The 19,128-nt window shown below is 65.0% G+C and carries 20 protein-coding genes; 11 read left to right on the plus strand and 9 right to left on the minus strand.

What is annotated here, in order from left to right:
• The first annotated feature begins 73 nt into the window (after nucleotides 1–73).
• On the plus strand, nucleotides 74–463 hold the full coding sequence (locus GCU42_RS13600) for a PaaI family thioesterase (protein ID WP_114228520.1): 390 nt from the start codon (nucleotides 74–76) through the stop codon (nucleotides 461–463).
• Here the strand turns inward: GCU42_RS13600 and GCU42_RS13605 are convergent.
• The 3 genes from GCU42_RS13605 to GCU42_RS13615 all read right to left on the minus strand — a co-directional run bounded on the left by GCU42_RS13605 (nucleotide 457) and on the right by GCU42_RS13615 (nucleotide 3,522).
• Entirely contained in the window at nucleotides 457–1,587 is a 1,131-nt protein-coding gene (locus GCU42_RS13605) for an acyl-CoA dehydrogenase family protein (protein WP_114228519.1), read from the minus strand. The two genes, GCU42_RS13600 and GCU42_RS13605, sit on opposite strands and share 7 nt — an antisense overlap.
• Nucleotides 1,588–1,691: 104 nt before the next feature.
• Nucleotides 1,692–2,855, minus strand: a complete 1,164-nt coding sequence (locus GCU42_RS13610) for an acyl-CoA dehydrogenase family protein (RefSeq protein ID WP_114228518.1) — start codon at nucleotides 2,853–2,855, stop codon at nucleotides 1,692–1,694.
• Between the two features lie 46 nt (nucleotides 2,856–2,901).
• Nucleotides 2,902–3,522, minus strand: a complete 621-nt coding sequence (locus GCU42_RS13615) for a hypothetical protein (RefSeq protein ID WP_114228517.1) — start codon at nucleotides 3,520–3,522, stop codon at nucleotides 2,902–2,904.
• 100 nt (nucleotides 3,523–3,622) lie between these two features.
• On the opposite strand from GCU42_RS13615, the gene GCU42_RS13620 reads away from it, so the two are divergent.
• The 5 genes from GCU42_RS13620 (at nucleotide 3,623) to GCU42_RS13640 (ending at nucleotide 9,431) form a co-directional block, all read left to right on the plus strand.
• Nucleotides 3,623–4,879 carry an acyl-CoA dehydrogenase family protein gene (locus tag GCU42_RS13620; RefSeq protein WP_114228516.1) on the plus strand — a complete coding sequence of 419 codons (1,257 nt, stop codon included), beginning with the start codon at nucleotides 3,623–3,625 and terminating at the stop codon, nucleotides 4,877–4,879.
• A 94-nt stretch (nucleotides 4,880–4,973) separates the two neighbouring features.
• Nucleotides 4,974–5,753 carry an SDR family NAD(P)-dependent oxidoreductase gene (locus GCU42_RS13625; RefSeq protein ID WP_205215013.1) on the plus strand — a complete coding sequence of 260 codons (780 nt, stop codon included), beginning with the start codon at nucleotides 4,974–4,976 and terminating at the stop codon, nucleotides 5,751–5,753.
• A 116-nt stretch (nucleotides 5,754–5,869) separates the two neighbouring features.
• Nucleotides 5,870–6,649: an SDR family NAD(P)-dependent oxidoreductase gene (locus GCU42_RS13630; RefSeq protein WP_114228514.1), complete on the plus strand. Its 780-nt coding sequence runs from the start codon at nucleotides 5,870–5,872 to the stop codon at nucleotides 6,647–6,649.
• 15 nt (nucleotides 6,650–6,664) lie between these two features.
• Entirely contained in the window at nucleotides 6,665–8,722 is a 2,058-nt protein-coding gene (locus tag GCU42_RS13635) for a 3-hydroxyacyl-CoA dehydrogenase NAD-binding domain-containing protein (protein WP_114228513.1), read from the plus strand.
• Nucleotides 8,723–8,798: 76 nt separating this feature from the next.
• Nucleotides 8,799–9,431: a cytochrome b gene (locus GCU42_RS13640; protein ID WP_114228512.1), complete on the plus strand. Its 633-nt coding sequence runs from the start codon at nucleotides 8,799–8,801 to the stop codon at nucleotides 9,429–9,431.
• On the opposite strand, the gene GCU42_RS13645 is transcribed toward GCU42_RS13640, so the two are convergent.
• The 4 genes from GCU42_RS13645 to typA form a co-directional block, all read right to left on the minus strand.
• On the minus strand, nucleotides 9,428–10,603 hold the full coding sequence (locus GCU42_RS13645; RefSeq protein ID WP_114228511.1) for an MFS transporter: 1,176 nt from the start codon (nucleotides 10,601–10,603) through the stop codon (nucleotides 9,428–9,430). The genes GCU42_RS13640 and GCU42_RS13645 overlap by 4 nt on opposite strands.
• Nucleotides 10,604–10,641: 38 nt before the next feature.
• A complete protein-coding gene (locus tag GCU42_RS13650; protein ID WP_152569592.1) occupies nucleotides 10,642–11,151 on the minus strand; it encodes a response regulator in 510 nt (169 codons plus the stop codon).
• A 173-nt stretch (nucleotides 11,152–11,324) separates the two neighbouring features.
• Nucleotides 11,325–12,032, minus strand: coding sequence for a cell wall hydrolase (locus GCU42_RS13655; RefSeq protein ID WP_114228509.1), 708 nt, complete (start codon nucleotides 12,030–12,032; stop codon nucleotides 11,325–11,327).
• 299 nt (nucleotides 12,033–12,331) lie between these two features.
• Nucleotides 12,332–14,155 (minus strand): translational GTPase TypA, encoded by a 1,824-nt coding sequence (gene typA / locus GCU42_RS13660; RefSeq protein ID WP_114228508.1) that lies wholly within the window; start codon nucleotides 14,153–14,155, stop codon nucleotides 12,332–12,334.
• A gap of 110 nt (nucleotides 14,156–14,265) precedes the next feature.
• On the opposite strand from typA, the gene GCU42_RS13665 reads away from it, so the two are divergent.
• Entirely contained in the window at nucleotides 14,266–14,499 is a 234-nt protein-coding gene (locus GCU42_RS13665; RefSeq protein ID WP_114228507.1) for a plasmid stabilization protein, read from the plus strand.
• A 212-nt stretch (nucleotides 14,500–14,711) separates the two neighbouring features.
• On the opposite strand, the gene GCU42_RS13670 is transcribed toward GCU42_RS13665, so the two are convergent.
• Together GCU42_RS13670 and GCU42_RS13675 are read right to left on the minus strand one after the other, a co-directional pair.
• The gene (locus GCU42_RS13670; protein ID WP_114228506.1) at nucleotides 14,712–15,869 is read right to left on the minus strand and encodes a tyrosine-type recombinase/integrase; all 1,158 of its coding nucleotides are present in this window, start codon (nucleotides 15,867–15,869) and stop codon (nucleotides 14,712–14,714) included.
• A 3-nt stretch (nucleotides 15,870–15,872) separates the two neighbouring features.
• A complete protein-coding gene (locus GCU42_RS13675) occupies nucleotides 15,873–16,496 on the minus strand; it encodes a hypothetical protein (protein WP_114228505.1) in 624 nt (207 codons plus the stop codon).
• A 110-nt stretch (nucleotides 16,497–16,606) separates the two neighbouring features.
• On the opposite strand from GCU42_RS13675, the gene GCU42_RS13680 reads away from it, so the two are divergent.
• The 4 genes from GCU42_RS13680 (at nucleotide 16,607) to GCU42_RS13700 (ending at nucleotide 19,057) form a co-directional block, all read left to right on the plus strand.
• Entirely contained in the window at nucleotides 16,607–16,786 is a 180-nt protein-coding gene (locus tag GCU42_RS13680) for a helix-turn-helix domain-containing protein (protein ID WP_114228504.1), read from the plus strand.
• A 122-nt stretch (nucleotides 16,787–16,908) separates the two neighbouring features.
• Nucleotides 16,909–17,679 (plus strand): hypothetical protein, encoded by a 771-nt coding sequence (locus GCU42_RS13685; RefSeq protein WP_152569593.1) that lies wholly within the window; start codon nucleotides 16,909–16,911, stop codon nucleotides 17,677–17,679.
• 166 nt (nucleotides 17,680–17,845) lie between these two features.
• Nucleotides 17,846–18,151 carry a hypothetical protein gene (locus GCU42_RS13690; protein WP_114228502.1) on the plus strand — a complete coding sequence of 102 codons (306 nt, stop codon included), beginning with the start codon at nucleotides 17,846–17,848 and terminating at the stop codon, nucleotides 18,149–18,151.
• A gap of 516 nt (nucleotides 18,152–18,667) precedes the next feature.
• Nucleotides 18,668–19,057, plus strand: coding sequence for a helix-turn-helix domain-containing protein (locus tag GCU42_RS13700; protein WP_114228500.1), 390 nt, complete (start codon nucleotides 18,668–18,670; stop codon nucleotides 19,055–19,057).
• Nucleotides 19,058–19,128: the final 71 nt, after the last annotated feature.

Consider the following 19,128-nt stretch of genomic DNA (forward strand, 5'->3'; position numbering starts at 1 on the left):
CGCTTGAGCGACGACCTTGGACGCATCGACGCTGCGGGTTGCAGTCAGGGCTTGCTTTGCGCAGGACGCGCGGATGATCGACCTGCCGCCCTACGCCCGCCTGCTCGGGCTCCGCGCCGACGAGACGGCGAACGGCACGCGCTTCGTCATGCCGTGGCACGGCGACGTGGTGGGCCGTCCTTTATTCCTCCACGGCGGGGCGATCGCCGGCTTGCTCGAGTTCGCCGCCTTCACCAGCCTGCGCGAGGCATTGGCCGAGGCGGACGAGGTCGCGGCGCAGATGAAGCCGATCACGGTCACGGTCACCTATCTGCTCGGCGGCCGCGACCGCGAGACCTACGCCGAGGCGGTGGTCGAACGGCTCGGGCGGACGGTCGCCAATGTCGATGCGGTCGCCTGGCAGGAAACGCGCGAGCGGCCGATCGCGACCGCGCGGATCAACTTCCTGCTCGAGCGTCAGTAGCCTGCGAGACGGGCGACTTCGCCGGCGTGGAAGCGCCAGTCGCCGAATAGGCGATCGAGGACGGCCTGGCGCTTTATGTAGAAGCCGATGTCATGCTCGTCGGTCATGCCGATGCCACCGTGCATCTGGACGCCTTCCTGGACGGCGAGCGCGGCGGCGCGGCCGGCCTTGGCCTTTGCGACATGGACCATCAGCTCAGCCCGGTCCGACCCGGCGTCGAGCAGCTCGGCGGCCTTGTAGGCGGCGGCGCGGGCGATCTGGATCTCGCTGAACAAGTGCGCGGCGCGGTGCTGGAGCGCCTGGAACTCGCCGATCAGCTTCCCGAACTGCTTGCGCTGCTTGAGGTAGTCGGTGGTCATGTCGGCGGCGCCCGCGGCGACCCCGACCAGCTCGGCCGCCGAGCCAGCGCGACCGGCGTTGAGTGCGCGCGACAGCGGCGCCCAGCCAGCGTCGACCTCGCCGACCACTGCGTCGGCGTCGACCGCGACATCAGTCAACGTCAGCCGCGCGGCCTTGCTGTGATCGGTCAGCGCGACGTTCTCGACCTCCATCCCCTTGGCGTCGCGCTCGACCGCGAACAGGGTCAGGCCCTCGCGCTCGCCGGCCGAACCCCCGGTGCGCGCGGCAACGAGGATCATATCAGCCGAAGCGCCGTGGACGACGAACTGCTTGCCGCCGTTCAGCGTGAAACCGTTGCCTGAGCGGGTGGCGGTGGTGGCGACGGCATCGGGGCGGTGGTGTTTGCCCTCGTCGACTGCCAGCGCGGCGACCGTCTCGCCCGAGAGGATGCCCGGGAACCAGCGGTCGCCCTGCGCAGTGCCCTCGAGCGCGCGGACGGCAGCGACGGCGGTGGTGAGAAAGGGCGACGGCGTCAGGTTGCGCCCGACCTCCTCGAGCACCAGCGCCGCCTCGGTTGCGCCGAGACCAAGCCCGCCCTTATCCTCGGGGATGGCGATACCGGTCAGACCCAGCTCGGCGAATTGCTTCCACAAGCCGTGGCCGAAGCCGTCCTTGCAGCCGATGTCGCGCCAATGGCGGAGCTGCTGCTTGATCGTCCCTTCCTCGGCGAGGAAGGATTTCGCCATGTCGTGGAGCTGGCGCTGGTCGTCGGTCAATAACGTCATCTGGTCATCCCATCACCGCTCGTGTCGAGCGACGTCGAGGCGCGCTTTCACGACCGCTCGTTCTGCGCCCCTCGACTTCGCTCGGGACGAGCGGTGGTTGTTCGCTATGCTCCCGGCAGGCGGAGGATGTGCTTGGCGATGATGCCGAGCTGGACCTCGCTGGTCCCACCCTCGATCGAATTGGCCTTGGTGCGGAGCCATTCGCGCGCGGGCTTGCCCTTGCGGCTGCGCTCGCTCTCCCATTCGAGCGTGTCGGCGCCGCCGGCCGCCATCACCAGTTCGTGGCGGCGCTTGTTCAGTTCGGTGCCCGAATATTTCATCATGCTGGGCATGGCGGGGTGCGCTTCGCCGGCCTTCAGCTGGTCGATGAAACGCTCGCTCATCGCCGCGAAGGCGAGGGCGTCGACGTCGAAGGCGGCGATCTCGGCGCGGAGGACGGGGTCGTCGATCGCGCCGACGCTCTTGCCGAGCAGCGCCGAGCCGCCGCCGAGCCCCATCCCGCTGATCATCTCGCGCTCGTGGCCGAGGAGGTATTTGGCGACGTCCCAGCCCTTGTTGACCTCGCCGACCACCTGATCCTTGGGCACCTTCACGTCGTCCATGAAGGTCTCGCAGAATGGCGAATAGCCGCTGATCAGCAGGATCGGCTTGGTCGAGACGCCTTCCGATTCCATGTCGAACAGCAGGAAGCTGATCCCGCCATGCTTCGATTCGGTCGAGGTGCGGACGAGGCAGAAAATCCAGTCGGCCTTGTCGGCGTAGCTGGTCCACACCTTCTGGCCGTTGACCAGCCAGTGGTCTCCCTTGTCCTCGGCCTTGGTCTGCAGCCCGGCGAGGTCGCTACCCGCGCCTGGTTCGGAATAGCCCTGGCACCAACGGATTTCGCCGCGGACGATCGGCGGCAGGAAGCGCTGCTTCTGTTCGTCGGTGCCATATTTGAGCAGCGCAGGCCCGAGCATCGAGATGCCGAAGCTGTTCAAGGGATTGCGCGCGTTGATCCGGCGCAATTCCTCCTTGAGAATCTTTGCCTCGGCCGGGGAGAGCCCGCCACCGCCGACCTCTTTCGGCCAGTCGGGCGTGGTCCAGCCGCGCGCCGCCATCGCCTCGAGCCAGCTCTTCTGCGCGGCGGACTGGAACTGGAAGTGACGTCCGCCCCAACAGACGTCTTCCTCGGATTTGACCGGCTCGCGCATCTCGGGCGGGCAATTCGCCTCGAGCCACGCGCGGGTCTCCTCGCGGAAAGTCGTCAGCTCGGCGGTGTCGGCCATGGTGCACTCCTCTTCGCGCAGCGATGCAACGGCCGGCGCGCGCTCGTCAATGCGGGCTGGGGGGCAGGTCGATCTTGGCGATGTGCCAACGGCGCTGCTCGGCGGTCGAGCCGTCGACGTCGTTGACCCGGCGCAGCGTCACGGTGCCGGGCTCCTCGAACTTCTCGCCTTTCACGGTGACGCCGTACACCCGCACCGGCACCTCGACGTAAAGCGAGCCGGCGGCGCCTTCGATATCGCCGGGCTTGCCGACCTCGGCATGATATTCGCGATATTGGCGATAGGGCGCGGCGAAGGTCGCGTCGGCGAGGTCGCTCGACGGCCCCCACAGCTGGTGCGCCTGGGCGTATTTACGGGCCTCGATCAGCGCGAAATAGGTCTGGACGACGTTGGCGGCCCCTTGCGCGCTGGTCGCGGTGAAGGGCGCTTCGCTGACGACCTCGCGGGCTGGGGCGGGATTGTTGGTCACCGGCACGTCGGTCTTGCTCGGTGAAGTCGCCGGCTCGGGCATGGCGCGGTTCTCGGCGGCCGTGGACGGCGGCGGCGGTTCGACCGCGTTGGCGGCGGCGACCTCGCCGGTGCGCGGGGTAGCGGCGTTGTCGGTCGTGGGAGCTTGGGCGGTACAGGCGCCGAGCAGCCCGGCGGCGAGGGGAAGATAGTGTCGCATCGGGGGCCAACGAGCCGGCCAAGCGCGCCGTTCCGGCAGGCTGGCGCGGCGCCTGCCTTTCTGACACAGCGAAGCCCAGCGCTTCATCCGAGAGGTCTTCATGGATTTCGACCTTACCGACCGGCAGGCTCATTTTCGCGACCGCGTTCGCCAGTTCATCGACGATCACGTCCGACCCGCGGTGCCGGGCCTCGCCGCCGAGTTGAACGAGGGCGACCGCTGGCACCATCTCGAGGGGATCGAGCCCCTGAAGGCGAAGGCCCGCGCGGCCGGCCTGTGGAATCTGTTCATGCCGCCGGGCGGCGCGCTCCAGCATGTCGACGAAAGCTTCGCCTTCGAGGGCGAGCAACTGACCAACCTTGAATATGCTTTGTGCGCCGAGGAGATGGGCCGGGTCGGTTTCGCCAGCGAAGTGTTCAATTGCTCCGCCCCCGACACCGGCAACATGGAAGTGCTCCACCGCTACGGCACGCGGGAGCAGAAGGAGCAGTGGCTCGCGCCCCTGATGCGCGGCGAGATCCGCTCGGCCTTTTTGATGACCGAGCCGGGGGTCGCCAGCTCGGACGCGACCAACATCCAATGCCGGATCGAAAAGGACGGTGCGGATTACGTCATCAACGGCAAGAAATGGTGGTCTTCGGGCGCGGGCGATCCGCGCTGCAAGGTCGCGATCCTGATGGGCAAGACCGACACCGAAGCGCGCAAGCACCAGCAGCAGTCGATGATCCTGGTGCCGATGGACGCCGCCGGCATCACGGTCGAGCGCTACCTCAGCGTCTACGGCTTCGACGATGCGCCGCACGGGCATATGGAAATTCGCCTCGAGAACGTCCGCGTTCCGGCCGACAACCTGCTGCTCGGCGAGGGGCGCGGGTTCGAGATCGCGCAGGGCCGGCTGGGGCCGGGACGCATCCACCATTGCATGCGCACCATCGGCGCCGCCGAAGAGGCCTTGAAGCTGATGGTCACGCGGATCCAGAGCCGCACCGCTTTCGGCAAGCGCATCGCCGAGCATAGCGTGTGGGAGCAGCGCGTCGCCGAGGCGCGGATCGAGATCGACGCCACCCGGCTGCTCTGCCTGATGGCGGCAGACCGGATGGACAAGGCGGGCAACAAGGCCGCCAAGGCCGAGATCGCGATGATCAAGGTCAAGGCGCCGCGGATGGCGCTCAAGGTGATCGACGACGCGGTTCAGGCCTTCGGCGGCGCCGGCGTGAGCCAGGACACGCCGCTCGCGCACATGTGGGCCGGCATTCGTACGCTGCGGCTGGCCGATGGTCCCGACGAGGTCCACAACCGCTCGATCGCGCTGATCGAATATGGCAAGCATCTGCCGGACGACCCGCAGGTGCCGTAGCAAGCGTCATCCCGGCGAAGGCCGGGATCTCAGGGAGAACAGGCGGAGCGCGGCGACCTGAGGTCCCGGCCTCCGCCGGGACGACGGAGACCTTATCTTGAACAGCCTCTTCGACCTCACCGGCAAGACCGCCATCGTCACCGGCTCCTCGCGCGGGATCGGGCGGGCGATCGCGGAGGAGATGGCCGCCCACGGCGCCACCGTCGTCATCTCGAGCCGCAAGCAGGACGCTTGCGAGGAGGTCGCGAACGCGATCAACGAGCGCGGCGCGGGCAGGGCGATCGCGATCGCCGCGTCGATTTCCGACAAGGAGGCGCTGCAACATCTGGTCGATGAGACGCGCGCACAGCTCGGCCGGATCGACGTGCTCGTCTGCAACGCCGCCTCCAATCCCTATTACGGGCCGATGGCGGGGATCAGCGACGACCAGTTTCGCAAGATCATGGACAACAACGTCCTCTCCAACCACTGGCTGACCAGCATGGTCGCGCCCGAGATGGTCGAGCGTGGCGAGGGCTCGATCGTGATCGTTTCCTCGGTCGGCGGGATTACCAGCTCGACCGTGATCGGCGCCTACAACATCTCCAAGGCCGCCGACCTCCAGCTTGTCCGCAACCTCGCCGCCGAGTTCGGGCCCAAGGGCGTGCGGGTGAACGCCATCGCCCCCGGCCTCGTCCGCACCGACTTCGCCCGCGCGCTGTGGGAAAACCCCGAAATCCTTAAGCGCGTCACCGCCATTTCGGCGCTGAAGCGGATCGGTGAACCGCGCGAGATCGCGGGTGCCGCGCTGTTCCTCGCCAGCCAGGCCGGCAGCTTCGTCACCGGGCAGACGCTGGTGGTCGACGGGGGATCGACGTTCGGAGCGGGGTTTTGAATCAACCCGCTCATGCTGAGTAGCCGCGCCAGCGGCGTATCGAAGCACGCATCTACGCCCTTCGATACGCCGATTGCATTGGCTACTCAGGGTGAGCGGAAATAAGCGAGGTCATCATGTCCGTCGAACCCGAACACCGCCACCACCCCCGCCTCGAAGGCAAGGTGATCATCGTCACCGGCGCGGGTTCGGGCATCGGCAAGGCGACCGCGCGGCTGTTCATCGAGCATGGCGCGAACGTCATCGCCGCGGATTTAAAGGGCGCTCACCACGTCGCCGACGCGGGCAAGGAAGAGGATGTCGTCCGCCTCGTCTCCATGGCGCGCGAGGAGCATGGCGCGCTCCACGGCTTCTTCGCCAATGCCGGCATCTCGGGCGGGCTCGCCTCAATCTTCGAGCAGACGGTCGCCGACTGGGAGGAAATCCTGCGGGTCAACCTGATCGGCCCGTTCCTCGCGATCAAGCATGCCGCGCCGGTGATCAAGGAGCAGGGCGGCGGCTCGATCATCTGCACCGCCAGTGTTGCAGGCTTACGCTCCGGCGCGGGGGGGGCGGCTTATTCGGCGTCCAAGGCGGGGGTGATCAGTCTGATCAAGACCGCCGCCCAGCAGCTCGCGGGCTCGAACGTCCGGGTCAATGCGATCTGCCCGGGGCTGATCGAAACCGGCATGACCGAGTTCGTCTACGACCGCGCCCGCGCCAAGGGGCAGGAGGACCGGCTGGGTCACCTCAATCCGCTCCGTCGCGGCGGGGTGCCGAGCGAGATCGCCCACGCCGCCTTATTCCTCGCTTCGGACGAGTCGAGCTATGTTAACGGCCATGCGCTGGTCGTCGACGGTGGCCTGTCCTCGTCGCACCCGTTCAATCGCCAGGATTACGGCCGTACGGCCATCTAACTTACGGAGACCTCAGTGACCTCGCCCATCAGCACGCAGAAGCACGGCCACGTCCTCATCGTTACCTCGAACAACCCACCGGTGAACGCACTCGGCGCGGCGGTGCGGCAGGGGCTGGTGGCGGCGATCGAAGAGGCCGAGGCGGCCGGGGACGTGGCCGCGGTGGTCATCCGCTGTGACGGGCAGACCTTCTTCGCCGGCGCCGACATCACCGAGTTCGGCAAGCCGCCGGTGATGCCGTGGCTGCCCGAGGTGGTCGACCGGATCGAGAATTGCACCAAGCCGGTGGTCGCCGCGATCCACGGGACGGCGCTCGGCGGCGGGCTCGAGGTTGCGCTCGGCTGTCATTACCGAGTGGCGGTGCCGACCGCGAAGCTGGGCGTGCCCGAGGTCAAGCTCGGCCTTCTTCCCGGCGCCGGCGGGACCCAGCGCCTGCCGCGGGTCGCGGGGGTCGAGAAGGCACTGCAGATGACCACCAGCGGCACCCCGATCGGCGCCAAGGAAGCGGCCGACTGCGGGCTCGTCGACCGCATCGTCGAGGGCGATCTGCTTCAGCACGCGGTGGCCTACGCGACCGAAGTCGCCGACGTCCGTCCACTGCCCAAGACCAGCGAGAAGCAGGACAAGGTCGACGGCACCGACGCGGCGGTGTTCGATCAGTTCGTCGCTGCCAACGCGCGCACCTTCAAGGGCTTCGAGGCCCCGATGAAGAACCTCGAGGCAGTCCGCGTCGCGACGCAGAAGCCCTATGCCGAGGGCGTGATGGACGAGCGCCGGCTGTTCATGGAGCTGATGAGCGGCACCCAGGCCAAGGCGCAGCAATATTTCTTCTTCGCCGAGCGCAAGGCGGGGAAGGTCGAAGGCGTCGCCGAAGACGTGAAGCCGCGCGAAATCCGCAAGGTCGGCGTGATCGGCGCCGGCACGATGGGCGGCGGCATCTCGATGAATTTCCTCTCGGCCGGAATCCCGGTGACGATCGTCGAGATGGCGCAGGAAGCGCTCGACCGTGGCACCGGCGTGATGCTCCGCAATTATGAGGCGAGCGCGAAGAAGGGTCGCTTCACGGAAGGTCAGGTCGGCGAATTCATGGGCCGGCTCACCCCCACCCTCGACTTCGAGGCGCTCGCCGACTGCGACCTCATCATCGAGGCGGTGTTCGAGCAGATGGAGGTGAAGAAGGAAATCTTCGGTCGCCTCGACAAGATCGCCAAGCCGGGCGCCATCCTTGCCTCGAACACGAGCTACCTCAATATCGACGAGATCGCGGCGGCTACCAGTCGCCCGCAGGACGTGGTGGGCCTGCATTTCTTCTCGCCCGCCAACGTGATGAAGCTACTCGAGGTGGTGCGCGGCGCCAAGACCGCCGACGACGTGCTGGTCACCGCGATGGCGCTCGCCAAGAAGATCAAGAAGGTCGCGGTGGTGGCGGGGGTCTGTTACGGCTTCATCGGCAACCGCATGCTGATCCCGCGCCAGACCGAGGCGACCAAACTTCTGCTCGAAGGCGCGACCCCGGCGCAGATCGACAAGGTCCACACCGATTTCGGGATGCCGATGGGCCCGTTCCAGATGGCCGACCTCGCCGGGGTCGACATCGGCTGGCATCGCGACCCGACCCGGATCGAGAACATCCGCGACGCGCTCGCCGCCGAGGGCCGCTGGGGCCAGAAGAAGCAGGCCGGCTTCTACGATTATGACGAAAAGCGTCGGCCGTCGGAAAGCGCCCGCGTGGCCGAGATCATCGAGGATTTCCGCGCCAAGGCCGGCGTGCAGAAGCGCGAGATCAGCGACGAGGAGATCGTCGTCCGCACGCTCTACACGATGGTCAACGAAGGCGCGAAGATCCTCGAGGAGGGCATGGCTCAGCGCGCGTCGGACATCGATGTGGTCTGGATCTACGGTTACGGCTGGCCGGTCTATCGCGGCGGGCCAATGTTCTGGGCCGATACCGAGGGCCTCCAGAAGATCGTCGACGGGCTGAAGGCGCAGGCCGAGCGGATGGGCAAGGATTTCTTCTTCTCCCAACTGCTCCTCGACAAGGCGGCCGCGAACGAGAAGTTCACCGGCCGCTAGGGCTTTGGGCGGGGCGACGGACCCGAAACGGTTGCCCAAGCTTTTCCCCTGCTGAACTTACGCAGGAGAATGGCCCGTGGCCGAGACCGACGCCGTCCCGCAGAACCCCATTCGCCGCTATTCCAACGTCGCGGTCACCATTCACTGGGTGACCGCCGCGCTAGTGCTGTTCCAGATCTGGCTCGGGCTCAGTCTCGACGATCTCAAGGGGGCCGCGAAGGCGAGCACCTTCGACTGGCACAAGACGATCGGTATCCTGATCCTGCTTGCGACGCTCGGCCGGCTGACCTATCGGCTCAAGAACCCGCCGCCCGCTTTCTCGCCCGATGTCTCGCACTGGGAGCGGGTGGCGGCGGTGTGGAATCACCGGTTATTCTACCTGCTGCTGATCGGGCTGCCGATCGGCGGCTATGTCGCGGTGTCGGGGCACAGCCCAAACGGCACGACCACGCTGCTTGGCGGGATTACCATTCCGACGATCCCCGGCATTTCACGGCAGATGGGGGAGTTGGCGGGCAATATGCATGGCCTGCTCGCCTGGGTCCTGATTGCGCTGATCGCGGTACATTTCCTCGCGGCGCTCAAGCACCAGTTCGTCGACCACGCCCCCGCCGCCGGGCGAATGCCGCCATTCCGCCCGCCCCATGGCGAGGGCACGGTGATCGGCCAGGGTCACGGCCGGACCAGCGTCGAGGCGGCCGAAGCCTAAGCGGTCGGCGCCGTCTTCGGCAGGGTGAAGATCAGTAGCCCGGCCAGCAGCGCCATCGCCGCGCTGGTGATGAAGGTCGCCTCCGGCCCCGAGCGATCCCACAGCCAGCCCGCGGCAAGGCTGGCGAGCAGGGTGGCGATGCCGGTGGCAAACTGGAACAGGCCGAAGGCGGTCGCGCGGCCGTCGGCCGGCGCCACGTCGGCGACCATCCGCGCGAACAGCCCCTGCGTCAGCGCCATATGTCCGCCCCACAGGAACACGCCCAGCGCCAGCCCGGCGAGGCCGTCGGTCCCCGCCAGGACGATATCGCCGATCACCAGCAGCGCGATGCCGCCGGCGAGGATCGCGCGCGGGTCGCGCCGGTCGCTGAGCGCGCCCGCGGGATAGCTCAGCAGCAAATAGGCGAGGTTGAACAGCACGAGGGTGAGCGGGGCGAGGGTCAGCGACAGGCCGGCCGCGACGCCCTTGAGGATGAGAAAGCTCTCGGAGAAACGCGCCAGCGTGAAGATGAAGGCGACGAAGATCAGCCGCCGGCAGGCCGGGCTGACGTGGGTGAGGCCGCGCAGCAAGGGGGGCGCCTTGCCGGGCGAGGCGCGGCGCTGCGGCTCGCGCAGCGCGAGCCAGGCGAGGGTGACGCTGGCGAGGCCCGGGATCACCGCGATCCAGAAAACTGCACGGACGTCCTGCGCGAATGCCCACATCAGCGCGACCGCCGCGAGCGGGGCGAGAAAGGCACCGATCGTGTCGAGGCCCTGGCGCAGACCGTAGGCGGCGCCGCGGATCTCGGGCGGGGTCTCGTCGGCGACCATCGCGTCGCGCGGGGCGCCGCGAATACCTTTGGCGGTGCGGTCGATCAGCCGGGCGCCGAGCACCGTCAGCGGCGAGCCGGCGAGCGCGAACAACGGCTTGGTCGCGGCGGCGAGGCCGTAGCCCAAGAGGATCCACGGCTTGCGGCGCTGGTCGCGGTCGCTCAGCCGCCCGGCGGCAAGCTTGGCGAAGGCGGCGGTCGCCTCAGCCACCCCATCGATCGCGCCGAGCATCGTCACCGAGGCGCCGAGCGTCACGGTGATGAACAGCGGCAGCAGCGCGTGGATGATCTCGCTCGACAGGTCCATCAGCAGGCTGACGAAGCCGAGCACCCAGACGGAGCGGGGGAGGCGGGGACGGGACATCGCCTTCGCCTTCCCGGCAAAAGGCGCGCGTTGCAAGCCTAGTGGGTAGTGCCGGTGATCCAGGCGCCCAGCCGGCGTGTCAGCGACCGCCGCTCGGGCACAAAGCTCACTTGCTCGAGCACGGGCGCGGGCTCGTCGTCGGGCTCGTAGATGGTGAGGTTCTTGGGCATCCGCGGACGGAGCGTCTCGCGGCCGCGCATCATGTCCTCGGCCATGGCGATGGCGCGGTGGACGTCATCGCCGGTGAACGGCTTCATCAGGCAGCCGAGCGCGAGGTCGGGCATCGGGAAGCCGGGCGACTTGCCGGTCACGAACAGGCAGGGAATACCCGCCTCGTTGAGGCGTGCGGCGACGGTGAAGCCGGTGGTCCCGCGGGCGAGGTGGAGGTCGATGAGCGCCAGGTCGGGCTCGTCCTGCTCGGCCACCGCGGCGGCGCCGGCGGCGTCCTCGGCGAGGCCGACCACGCGGTAGCGCGGATTGTCCTCGACCAGATATTGGAGCGTGGTGGCGAGCTGGCGGTCGTCTTCGACAATCAGGATCTTCAGCATCTCACCCTCACCGATCAGCGGCTGTGGATAAGCTTGCGGAAAAAGCTGCGGATGAGAATCCGCCGCCGGCCGATTATCGGCGAACGGACCGGCTGGTGCGCCCGGCACCACCGATCACGACCGAAGTATATGGAAAATCAAGGAACCGCCCATCAAGCGGCTCCTCTCGGCGATCAGGCGCGATAGAAGATGTGCGCGCCGATCTTCTCGACCTTGCTCAGGCGATGGCCCCAGCCCGGCGCGACATAGTCGGCGTGATACCACAGGACGTCGCTCGGCAGCGCCTCGACCAGCTGGCGGCCGGCGATGCGGGCGATCGACTGGGCATATTGCCAGGCGGCGCTCTGCTCGTTTATCCGCGGGAACTGACCGCGGCGGACGAAGCTGAACTGCGCCGGCTGCTTGACCACGCCGCAATAGGTGGTGGGATAGCGGCCCGAGCGGGCGCGGTTGAGGATCACCTCGGCGACCGCGAGCTGGCCGTCGAACGGCTCGCCGCGCGCTTCGAAATAGACGGCGGTGGCGACGCAGCTCAATTCTTCATCGAGCGCCGGGCCGGTCATGTTGGCCCAGATGAGCGGCCACAGGCTTTCATGGGTGACAGTCGGACGGACCGCGACCGCGCCCGAGGGCGGGGTGGTGACGCCCGACGGCGGCAGCGGCGTGGTGGTGGGGAGAATGGCGACGCTGGGCGCGGCCGGACGGGTCAGGCTGGCGTTCACCGGCTGGAGCGGCCGAGCGATCGAGTAAGCGGTGGTCATCGCCAGCGGCGTCGTGGCCGAGGGGGCAACCTGCGCGGCGGCGGGCGTCGCGCCCGCAATGGCCAGCAAACAGGCGGTCGCCACGGCCGACACACTGCCGGCCCCGAAGAAACGGGTCATTCTGTCTCGTATCTGTGCGGCTGGCTTCCGACTTCGGCCAGGCCCTTCTTGCGAAAGGTCCGGCCGCTCTTCGTCCGTCCGACTTGCCCTGGAGCGCGGCCTCGCCGCTCGCTCACTCGCTCTCACATTCAGTAGCGCCTAGATACCGACAGGTAGGCGCGCGACAACCCAGGGCACGGTGAACCGAGCTCTCGTTCGGACCGGGCGCAGGAACTTTCCCGACTTCGGACAGTGGTTTGGACGAAGCGAAGCCCCTCGGCGGTGAACCGAGCGAGGGGCTTCGAGCCGAGGCGAATCGCTTAGGCGGCTTCCATCTTGCGCGCGTGGCGCTTGCGCTCGTGCGGATCGAGGTAGCGCTTGCGCAGCCGGATCGACGAGGGGGTCACCTCGACCAACTCGTCGTCGTCGATGTAGGCGATCGCCTGCTCGAGCGTCATCCGCTTGGGCGGGGTCAGCCGGATGGCGTCGTCCTTGCCCCCGCTGGCGCGGAAGTTGGTGAGCTGCTTGGCCTTCATCGGATTGACCTCGAGGTCGTCCGTCTTGGCATTCTCGCCGACGATCATGCCCTCGTAGAGCGCTTCCTGGTGCCCGACGAACAGGATGCCACGCTCTTCGAGCGGCCCCAGCGCATAGCTGTTGGCCTCGCCTGCGCCGTTGGAGATCAGCACGCCGTTCTTGCGGCCTTCGATCTTGCCTTTGTGCGGCCCGTACTTCTCGTAGATCCGGTTCATGATCCCGGTCCCGCGCGTGTCGCTGAGGAACTCGCCATGGTAGCCGATGAGGCCGCGCGAGGGGGCCGAAAAGGTGATGCGGGTCTTGCCACCGCCCGAGGGACGCATGTCGGTCATCTCGGCCTTGCGGATCGCCATCTTGTCGATGACGGTGCCCGAATATTCGTCGTCGACGTCGATCACGACGGTCTCGTACGGTTCGGTCCGCTGGCCGTTCTCGTCCTCGCGGAACAGCACGCGCGGGCGGCTGATCCCAAGCTCGAAGCCCTCGCGGCGCATCATCTCGATCAGCACGCCGAGCTGGAGCTCGCCGCGGCCGGCGACTTCGAAGCTGTCCTTGTCCTCGCTCTCGGTGACCTTGATCGCGACGTTGGACTCGGCCTCGCGCAGCAGGCGGTCGCGGATCATGCGGCTGGTGACCTTCTTGCCCTCGCGGCCGGCCATCGGCGAATCGTTCACGGCGAAGCGCATCGACAGCGTCGGCGGATCGATCGGCTGGGCGTGCAGCGGCTCGCTCACCGCCGGGTCGGCGATGGTGTCGGCGACGGTCGCAGTGGTGAGTCCAGCGATCGAGATGATGTCACCCGCCGTGGCACTCTCGACCGGCACTCGCTCGAGCCCGCGGAAGGCCATGATCTTGGAGGCGCGGCCGGTCTCGACGATCTTGCCGTCGGGATTGAGCGCGTGGATCGGCGCGTTGGTCTTGATCGAGCCCGAGAAGACCAGGCCGGTCAGGATGCGGCCGAGGAAGTTGTCGCGGTCAAGCAGGGTGACCAGGAACTTGAAGGGACCGTCGGGGTCGGCCGACGGCGGGGGCACGTGGTCGACGATGGTGCTGAACAGCGGCGTCAGGTCTCCCGAGCGGACGTCGTCGCTGGTCCCGGCATAGCCGTTGCGGCCCGAGGCGTAGAGCACCGGGAAGTCGAGCTGCTCGTCATTGGCGTCGAGCGTCACGAACAGGTCGAACACCTCGTCCAGCACCTCGGCGGCGCGCGCGTCGGGGCGGTCGATCTTGTTGACGACGACGATCGGCTTGAGGCCGAGGCCGAGCGCCTTGCCGGTGACGAACTTGGTCTGCGGCATCGGGCCTTCGGCGGCGTCGACCAGCAGGATCACCCCGTCGACCATCGACAGGATACGCTCCACCTCGCCGCCGAAGTCGGCGTGGCCGGGCGTGTCGACGATGTTGATGTGGGTGCCCTGCCATTCGACCGAGGTGCACTTGGCGAGGATGGTGATTCCGCGCTCCTTCTCGAGGTCGTTCGAATCCATCGCCCGCTCTTCGACGCGCTGGTTGTCGCGGAAGGTGCCGGACTGGCGGAAGAGCTGGTCGACGAGCGTCGTTTTGCCGTGATCGACGTGGGCGATGATCGCCACGTTGCGAGAAGTCATTGAAAATGTCCTTGGAAAGTCGCGCGGCCCTTAGCGCAACTGCTGCATTGCAGCAACTCGCATCCGGACGAGGCTGGGCGCGTTGGTCAGGCGGAAGGAGCAGCGACGACATGCCGCAGGGAGACAAGAGCGCCTACACCGCCAAGCAGCGCCGTGAGGCGCAGCATATCGCCGATAATTATGTGACAAGCGGGACCAGCCGCAAGGAAGCCGAGGAGCGCGCCTGGCGCACCGTCAACGCCCACGAGGGCGGCGGCAAGGAAAGCGGCGCGGGGCGCAAATCCAGCCGGTCCGAAGCGGCCAAGAAGGGCTGGGAGACGCGACGGAAGCAGGCTGGAAAGTAGGCGCGGGGGCCGCAGCGGAGTGAATCCGCTGCGTCGTCGGACGGGCTAGCTTGCAGCTACCCGCCGGCCGCCCTTTCGCATCTCTCGACCAAGCTTGTCCGCGTCGCGGACTGAGCTTGCTCTCGGTGCTTCAGGGTTGGATGCCCGACGTGGATTCGAACCACGATTGACGGAGTCAGAGTCCGTGCCGGGCTATTGAAAATATTCAGGAACTAGGCGCCTTGCTGCATCGGTGTTGCATCAATCTCGCCGAGAACTTCGCGTTCGACGGCTTGCACGACCGCGGAGTCCGCGTCCGCCTGCTCGAACAAATGGCCGTAGGTGTCGAATGTCACCTGGATCGAACTGTGACCCATCCAGGTCTGAACGCGCTTAGGGCTCACGCGCTGCTCGATCCACAAGGATGCAGCGCAATGTCGAAAGGCGTGGCTGGAATAGCGAGCGTCTTCCCCATCACACACCCTGGCCGCCATCTGCACTGGCCAAATGTGTAGGCGATGAAGGGAGGTATGTGAGATGATCGCCTTGCGCTCGGACGGGAACACGAGGTCAAGATTAGTGCGGGGGCATTGGAGTTTCCACTTTCGCAGCTCGGAAACGACGAGATCGGGCAAGGGGATGATCCTAAAGCCAGCCGCAGACTTCGGCGCTCCGATCTGACCCTTGGCATCGGCACGGCGATCAATCGTCAGTGTCTTTGTTTTCAGGTCGACCTGGGACCATACCATTCCGCGCACTTCGGAGGCTCGGGGGCCACAGAAGATGTCTGTGACCACAAGGGGCGCATCCATCGGCAAGTCGGACGCCTGTGCCGCTCGGATGATCGCCTTCATCTCCGCCTTGGTGGGAATAACCGGTTTCACCTTCTCACGGTTTGCCTTGCGGACGGTCACACCTGAACAAGGGTTTTTCGCGAGATAACCTCGCCGCTCTGCCTCGGCGACAATGGCAGTCAACGAGCGCAACACTCGCCGCGCCATCGATCGTGAGAGCTTGTCGAGCAAATCGTCCCGAAAGCCTTCAACTATGGGCTTGGTCAGCTGGCTGAGCTTTCGAACGCCACACAGAGGAACAATATGCAGCCGAACGTGCTGCTCATACGCGGCGACGGTCGTCGGCTCCAAGTTCTCCCGCCTACCTTGATCAAGCCATAGCTGTGCTGCTGCCTCGACCGTGATAGACTTGGAATCGGGCGTATGCGTGCCCTGCTTCACCTCCCAGGATGCATTCACAAGCCACGCTTCGGCTTCCTTCTTCCGCGTGAACTGCTTCGATCTCCGATGCCCACCGGCATCACGATAATCGACTAGCCAAGCTGTCTTTGTCTCTCCTGCCGGGGAGGTCCAGCTGCGTTTACGGATCGAGGACATGGACTAACTCAGACTATCTTCGTTGGCCCACTCGCTCGACCAACTCATAAGATCGGTCGCTACTTCGATCGGTTCGAGTCCGGCGCATCGGCCAATATGCTGTCCAACGAGCATAAGTCGCGCGCCGAGATTGATGAGTATGGCAGCAGGCTCCACGGCGGGATCTTTGTTCAACTGCTCCGTGAACTCCCTGCCGGTCTGGACCATGATCAATGCGCCTTGATCGTCACCTCGCGGGAGAGTCAGTGCGAAAACCGAAGCGACCGCGAACTGCGTAATGCCGAAGGGGCACCGCGCCTTCATCAATGCCTTCACCAGTGCCTCGGTGCTCCCGAAACCGGTCACTACCATGTGGACTGCTCCGATAAGTCGATCGGAGTTTTGCCTGACACTTCTGGTCGCCAGGTCAGGTGTGAGACCCAGGTCGATGAGATCGAGCGCGACCATTAGTTGAATGACCTGCACCCACCCGTAGGTCGCTTTCGTGCCTCGCCCGGTGTTGACGCCTGAAGGGAACTTCAAGCGCTGGAAATGCTGCAAACGACCACGAAAGGCGACTGCCCTTTCGGCCGGTATGTCGAAGCGTGCGGCGAACACCGCTTCGACTTGGTTGAACGTCAGGTTCATCGATACTCCAGGAAAAGAAAGTTATCGTTCTTATTGACATTGAGTGAGCCGCCGTCAATGGGCGAATGCCGTCGAAACAAGAATGCTATTTTTATTATTTGGAGGATGGAATGAACCTGGATTTGATTGAAGGCGCGAATGACGCGGCCGCGTTTACCGGCTTGTCGCGCCGGAAGATTTATCGGCTCGCAGAGCGGGGGCATGTCCCTGTCATACGCAAGGGCCGGCGGCTCTACTTCCGTAAGTCAGAGCTGGAACGCGCCTTCATGAGCGCGGGAGAGCTCCTGTGAGATCGGCGGTCAAAAAGTCGTCAACTCCCGTCAGACGACCAAGCGCATCGGCACGCAAAATCTCCGCGATGCGCCGACGCGATTTTAGCTGCCCACGGCGGTCCATTCCGCGTTTGAACGCCTTGAAACAAGAGCGGGATTCTATCGCCGAGAAAGAACGCGCTTTGTTAGGTGAGCTACTCACTGACGACGAGACGCGGCGTCGCATCCGCACCGGCTATGGCGAGGTCAGCCACCCCACATCAGTATGGAACGATTGCGACCAAACATGGGACCACACGAAGCATGCACCATACGAGCTTCCTGAGTGGAGAAACCTCTCAGAGCGTATGAAGATGTTCCTTGGGTTCGATCTGGGAATGGAGCTCGGCTGGTGCTTTCCGTTCACAGCAAATCTTTCCCCGACATATGTGGAGACATGGGAGGCCAATGGTTCCGGGTTTATGGCTAACATCGACCAGCGGCTTCGCAGGGAGCTCATGAAGCTTGAACTTTGTAAGCTCCCTTTTTGTTATGTCGTTGAAAGCCGCACGCGGTCAGGGAAGGCTCGTTGCAAGCCACACCTCCACGGCATTGCTATTTGTGACGATCCCTTGAAAGCAACGAAGTTCAAGGTCGCGCTGGAACACGCCTTCGTCGGTGACCTAAAGCGCAATGGGCGTCGGCGTTCAGTTAAGGTGGACCGCGGCTACCAATGCTCCAAGCTCGGCGTGGAAGGCCGTGTCCGATGGGTCGAATACATCACCAAGAACGTGCATCTCTATGACGAACGGCTTGGGCGACGGAGAGTCTACATCAGCCATTCCTACATTGCTCTCGCTCGCGAGGCTTGGGCAATCAGACGTGACGAGTTTGCGCTCGAGCCTTCGGTAAGGGCGCTCGCTATTCTTTGATGGTTAGGGAGCCAGATATATCCGCTGGCTCCTCTGACCTCTCGTTCATTCGTCCTGTGCCAAGCTCATTGAGCGGTATCCAAGCTAAGCCATGCTGAAGCCACCCGCGTCTATCTGAGCACGACGATACCTAACCTCATCAGCAACGAAACATGAGGTTACGGTTATGAGATGCTTCTCGTGTTCCAGCGTTGATGGATCCTCTGAGTATGTCTTCTGCGAGGACGAGGAGCATGCAAGCCAGCTCTTCGGGGTCTTTATCGTCGTCGCGAAGCTCCGGTGTTCGAGCTTCTACCTTCAGGAGATCACCGTCAGCACGGTTCCATCATCTGAGCGCAGCTACCTTGAGAAAGCGCTGTCCCACGAAGTCCATGGCTTTGGTTCGTTTGTCAGAGGCGAGGGCTGGTCGATCCAGCCTTGTGAGCGGCGCTTCGACGAGCTCTCCAGCGTTGATGTAGGGGATGAGCAATGATGCGATTGTTCGAGTTCCAGGATCACACCCCTATCCATGCTTACGTGCTCGCAGCGGATAAGGACGACGCGCACGAGCTGTTCGGCGAGTATGTTCTTGCTCAGGGTGGAGACCCCGACGATCTCATGTGGCGAGAGCTTGGGATTAGGCATCTAGGCGATGAGGAGCGAGCGGCGATCAGGGAAGCTCGCTCGCTCACCCGCGAGGGCGTCGTAGCTCGGCGAGGAGGAACCCAGTGGGTCTTTGTTGTGCCTCTGGGCCTTCGCGCCTGAAATGACCCGTCTTTGGCTTAGCATGCGAGCGATAGATCGGGGATCGTGAGTTGGCCCGGGCCAGTTTACGCTGCCGATTTGAAAGCTTTCCGAACAAAAAGCTTAAAAGCGGCTTTCTGACCTTCACTAAAGCAATCATTCGTGGCGCTTTTCAGCGGATCTGAGATGAAAGCTGTTCGGATTGATACCGAACAATCAGGAAAGCTTTCATACCAAGTCTGACCCATGTGTGCTATACTTGAGTATGACTACAGAATGTTCGAAGTTCATAGCATCAGAGCGCTGGGATCAGGCAGCTGCCGATTACGAGCTTGGACACAAGCACGCGGTGCAGATTGCGCGAGAGCTCGGAGTTTCGCCTGCGACCGTATCACGCGAGTTCAAGCGTCGCGGCTGCATCAAGGCGAGCAGAATAGCCGAGACAATCGCGGAGATCGAAGCGCGGCTTGATGCGGAAGCAGAGGTAAGGGCTAGGAGCAAAGCAGCGCGAAATGAAGCAAGAACACGAGCGCTTAACGCGTTAGTCGACGAGCTCATGGACGTCATCGAAGCTGCCGGTAAGCATGGCGACCTGACCACTGCTAATCCGGACATCGCGAGGATCGACAAGGCTCTCCAGCTCGCGATGCGATAAGATCGGGTTAGCCGCTGACAAATCGGCCTGGGGTCGTCTACGGTTGCTTGGAGGGGAGCGGTTGTAGAGTT

The sequence above is a fragment of the Sphingomonas ginsengisoli An et al. 2013 genome (assembly GCF_009363895.1).
In the GTDB taxonomy this organism is placed as follows: Bacteria; Pseudomonadota; Alphaproteobacteria; order Sphingomonadales; family Sphingomonadaceae; genus Sphingomicrobium; species Sphingomicrobium ginsengisoli.

Bases quoted from the DNA above. Each gene is read 5' to 3' on its own strand.
- GCU42_RS13600 (WP_114228520.1), top strand. From the start codon at position 74: ATGATCGACCTGCCGCCCTACGCCCGCCTGCTCGGGCTCCGCGCCGAC.
- GCU42_RS13605 (WP_114228519.1), bottom strand. From the start codon at position 1,587: ATGACGTTATTGACCGACGACCAGCGCCAGCTCCACGACATGGCGAAA.
- GCU42_RS13610 (WP_114228518.1), bottom strand. From the start codon at position 2,855: ATGGCCGACACCGCCGAGCTGACGACTTTCCGCGAGGAGACCCGCGCG.
- GCU42_RS13615 (WP_114228517.1), bottom strand. From the start codon at position 3,522: ATGCGACACTATCTTCCCCTCGCCGCCGGGCTGCTCGGCGCCTGTACC.
- GCU42_RS13620 (WP_114228516.1), top strand. From the start codon at position 3,623: ATGGATTTCGACCTTACCGACCGGCAGGCTCATTTTCGCGACCGCGTT.
- GCU42_RS13630 (WP_114228514.1), top strand. From the start codon at position 5,870: ATGTCCGTCGAACCCGAACACCGCCACCACCCCCGCCTCGAAGGCAAG.
- GCU42_RS13645 (WP_114228511.1), bottom strand. From the start codon at position 10,603: ATGTCCCGTCCCCGCCTCCCCCGCTCCGTCTGGGTGCTCGGCTTCGTC.
- GCU42_RS13650 (WP_152569592.1), bottom strand. From the start codon at position 11,151: ATGCTGAAGATCCTGATTGTCGAAGACGACCGCCAGCTCGCCACCACG.
- GCU42_RS13655 (WP_114228509.1), bottom strand. From the start codon at position 12,032: ATGACCCGTTTCTTCGGGGCCGGCAGTGTGTCGGCCGTGGCGACCGCC.
- typA (WP_114228508.1), bottom strand. From the start codon at position 14,155: ATGACTTCTCGCAACGTGGCGATCATCGCCCACGTCGATCACGGCAAA.
- GCU42_RS13665 (WP_114228507.1), top strand. From the start codon at position 14,266: ATGCCGCAGGGAGACAAGAGCGCCTACACCGCCAAGCAGCGCCGTGAG.
- GCU42_RS13670 (WP_114228506.1), bottom strand. From the start codon at position 15,869: ATGTCCTCGATCCGTAAACGCAGCTGGACCTCCCCGGCAGGAGAGACA.
- GCU42_RS13675 (WP_114228505.1), bottom strand. From the start codon at position 16,496: ATGAACCTGACGTTCAACCAAGTCGAAGCGGTGTTCGCCGCACGCTTC.
- GCU42_RS13680 (WP_114228504.1), top strand. From the start codon at position 16,607: ATGAACCTGGATTTGATTGAAGGCGCGAATGACGCGGCCGCGTTTACC.
- GCU42_RS13690 (WP_114228502.1), top strand. From the start codon at position 17,846: ATGAGATGCTTCTCGTGTTCCAGCGTTGATGGATCCTCTGAGTATGTC.
- GCU42_RS13700 (WP_114228500.1), top strand. From the start codon at position 18,668: ATGACTACAGAATGTTCGAAGTTCATAGCATCAGAGCGCTGGGATCAG.